At 65.7% G+C, this 3374-nt stretch carries 4 protein-coding genes; 3 read left to right on the forward strand and 1 reads right to left on the reverse strand.

The genetic code is table 11. From position 1 onward, the window contains the following. A partial coding sequence (locus EN914_RS28930; RefSeq protein ID WP_206527263.1) for a trimethylamine methyltransferase family protein occupies window positions 1-862 on the forward strand: 862 nt, incomplete at its 5' end. A gap of 119 nt (window positions 863-981) precedes the next feature. Next, window positions 982-1296, forward strand: coding sequence for a hypothetical protein (locus EN914_RS28935; RefSeq protein ID WP_013530988.1), 315 nt, complete (start codon window positions 982-984; stop codon window positions 1294-1296). A gap of 184 nt (window positions 1297-1480) precedes the next feature. On the opposite strand, the gene EN914_RS28940 is transcribed toward EN914_RS28935, so the two are convergent. Continuing rightward, window positions 1481-2506: a LacI family DNA-binding transcriptional regulator gene (locus tag EN914_RS28940; RefSeq protein ID WP_024501441.1), complete on the reverse strand. Its 1026-nt coding sequence runs from the start codon at window positions 2504-2506 to the stop codon at window positions 1481-1483. 196 nt (window positions 2507-2702) lie between these two features. Here EN914_RS28940 and EN914_RS28945 point away from each other — a divergent pair. Continuing rightward, the coding region (locus EN914_RS28945; RefSeq protein WP_164778988.1) for a Gfo/Idh/MocA family protein at window positions 2703-3374 on the forward strand (672 nt) is incomplete at its 3' end.

Raw genomic sequence — 3374 nt, forward strand, 5'->3', positions numbered from 1 at the left:
TTGCTACACCGTCATCAACACCAACTCGCCGCGTCAGCTCGACATTCCGATGGCGCAAGGCATCTTCGATTTCGCTCGCGCGGGCCAGGTCTCCGTCATCACGCCGTTCTGCCTGGCGGGCGCCATGGCGCCGATAACGGTCGCCGGCGCGCTGACGCTGCAGCATGCCGAAGCGCTGGCCGGGCTGACGCTGGCGCAGATCGTGAGGCCGGGTGCGCCGGTCGTCTACGGCTCGTTCTCCTCCAATGTCGACATGAAATCCGGCGCGCCCGCCTTCGGCACGCCCGAGCACGTCAAGGCGACGCTGGGCGCCGGCCAACTGGCGCGCTTCACCGGGCTGCCTTGGCGGTCCGGCGGCGGCAGTGCGGCCAACACCTCCGACGCGCAGGCCGCGCACGAGACGCAGTTCGCGCTGTGGGGCTCGGTGCTGGCCGGGGCGACGATGTGCATCCATGCTGCCGGCTGGCTGGAGGGCGGCCTCAGTGTCTCTTTCGAGAAACTGATCACCGATATCGAGGCGCTGCAGACGGTGGCTGAACTTTGTGCTGCGACGCCCGGCGACACCGACACGATTGGTTTCGAAGCTATCGCCGAGGTGCAGCCGGGCGGGCATTTCTTCTCGGCCGGCCACACCATGGCCCGCTACCGCACCGCTTTCTACGAGCCGCTGGTGGCGGACTGGTCGAATTTCGGCAACTGGACGCAAAGCGGCTCGAAGACGGCGAGCGAGCGCGCCACCGGTGTCTGGAGGCGGGTGCTTGCCGATTTCGCGCCGCCGACCTCGGCCGTCGCCACATCAGGCGTGCTGGACGAGTTCATCGCGCGGCGCACGGCAGAGGGCGGAGCGGCGCCGGTGTCTTGAGGCTGGCTCCCGCTGATCGCCCTGGTTGTGGCGTGATCCGGAACCTATAGCGCCTCCCGCGCATTCAAGGCTGCGGCCGGTGCACTGCGCACCGGTGTGCTGTTTGAGGGGAGGACGACATGGGTTTCGACCAGTATCACGAACCGCCTGAAGAACTGTCGCAGGAGGTGCGGACCTTTGCCCGCATGATCACCTCGCTGATCGAGGAGGCGGAAGCGATCAGCTGGTACGAACAGCGCATGTCGGTGGAGAAGGACCCGCAGGCGCGCGCCATCATGAAGAACGCGCAGGGCGAGGAGTTCAAGCATTTCGGCATGGATCTCGAATTCCTGCTGCGCCAGAAGAAGGACTGGCGCGCGGAACTGAAGGAAATCCTGTTCACCACGGGCGACATCGTCAAGGCCGGGGAGCGAGGCGAGAAGAAGGTGGACTAGGGTATGTCGATATTCAGGTGAGGCCGGCCTGCAAACGACGACTTTCTGCGCTTCCGGTGCTCACGGACCCGAATGTCCGCTCCGCTCCGGTTCTCAAAAGCCATCATTTTCGGCTCGGCCTGACCTGAATCTCAACACACCCTGGCTCAGCGTTTGACAAATTCGCCAGGTCCTGCTGCTGCGATTAATCGCTGTCGCGCGCGACCAGTTCCAGCGGCCAGACCTCGCGGATGATCCGCGGACCCTCCGGGCCGGCGAAGGCGGGAAGCGACGCCAGCAGCATTTCCGCGAGCCGTTGTCCCATCGGCTCCAGCGCCGGGCGGAAGGCGGTCAGGGCTGGCGAGAAATAGCGGCAGAGCGGCGTGTCGACGATGACGGTCACTGCCATGTCGTGACCCGGCCTGATACCCATCTCTGCCAGCGCCTTGCAGCCGCCCAGCGCCATCGCGTCATTGTTGAAGATGATGGCGGTCGGCGGAGCCTTGGAGCGCATCACCTGCGGCGTCACCCCGTAGCCGCCGGCCTCGTTGATGAAGCCGGACGCGATCAGCTCGGGGTCGACCTCGATGCCGTGCCGCCGCAAGGCCTTGCGATAGCCGGCCAAAAACAGATAGCCGAAATTGAGGTCGAGCGACGGGCGGACGGCGGCGATGCGGCGGTGGCCGCGCGCCACGAGGCGGTCGACCGCGTCGGCGCCGGCCTTCTCGAAATCGAGGTCGAGGGAAGGGTAGGACTTGGTTCCGGAGCGGCTGCGGCCGAGCGTGGCGAAGGGAAAGCCGGCCTGGGTGAGATAGTCGATGCGTTCGTCCTCGCGCCGCGTCCAGGCCAGCAGCACCGCATCGGCGCGGCGCGTCTCGACGACGCGGCGCAGGCGCTCCTGCTGGTAGTCGCCCGGCGCGCCCATGACCACGGTCAGGTCGAGCCCGCTTTCCGCAAGCCTGGCCTGCAGCCCGATCAGGAACGGAATGAAGAACGGCTCGCCATATTGCTGGTCGCCCGGATGCGGCTGCAGCATGAAGGCGATCGAATGGGTGGCGCCTTGCCGCAGACTGCGGCCGGACTGGTTCGGCGAATAGTTGAGCGTCCTGGCCGCCTCGAGCACGCGCTGGCGCGTGTCGGCATTGACGTCGGCGCGGCCGTTCAGCGCCCGCGACACCGTGCCGATCGAAATGTTCAGGTGACGGGCAAGGTCATGAATGCTGGATGCCAAGTGACTGTACTCCCCTTGCTTGGCTAGCACCGGTAGCCGCTCAGGCCAAGGCGACAGGACGATTTTCACGAGCGGCCAATTGACATTCTACGCCTTCGGGTGTGTTCTCGTAAACGTTTACGGAAAAACGTTTACGGTCATGCCGTGGATGCCGTGACGATCGGTCTGGAGGGACCGAGCGGAGGAGGAGCGCCGGATGATCAATGCCGTCCTGGTCGGTTGCGGAGCGATGAGCAAGGCCTGGCTCGATGCCGCGCAGCAAGTCGACGGGCTCGCCATTGTCGGCCTTGTGGATCTCGATGCCGACAGGGCACGGGCGAGGGCGCAAGAATACGGCCTCACCAATGCCGTCATCGGCAGCAATCTCGACGCCGTCCTCGATCAGATCAAACCGCAAGCGGTGTTCGATGTCGTGGTTCCCGCCGCCCGGCGCGCGGTCGCGCTGTCCGCCTTTGCGCACAATTGCCATCTGCTGACGGAAAAGCCGCTCGCCGACAGTCCGGAAAATGCGCGCGCCATCGTCGAGGCCGCGCGCCGCGCCGGGCGCATCCATGCGGTCGTGCAGAACCGCCGCTATGTCGCCAATGTCAGGCGCATCCGGAGGTTCCTGGACTCCGGCGCCATCGGTGCGCCGACCAGCATCCACGCTGACTTCTTCGTCGCGCCGCATTTCGGCGGTTTTCGCGAGGAGATGGCCCATGTGCTGCTGCTCGACATGGCGATCCACACCTTCGACGCCGCTCGCTACATGGTGAATGGCGAGCCGGCCGGCGTCTATTGCCAGGAATGGGAGCCGGCCAGTTCCTGGTACAGGCAGGGATCTTCGGCCAGCGCCGTCTTCGATCTCGGCGACGGCAAGGTCTTCACC

The sequence above is a fragment of the Mesorhizobium sp. M7A.F.Ca.CA.001.08.2.1 genome (genome assembly GCF_003998455.1).
Taxonomy (GTDB): Bacteria; Pseudomonadota; Alphaproteobacteria; order Rhizobiales; family Rhizobiaceae; genus Mesorhizobium; species Mesorhizobium ciceri.

Bases quoted from the DNA above. Each gene is read 5' to 3' on its own strand.
- EN914_RS28935 (WP_013530988.1), top strand. From the start codon at position 982: ATGGGTTTCGACCAGTATCACGAACCGCCTGAAGAACTGTCGCAGGAG.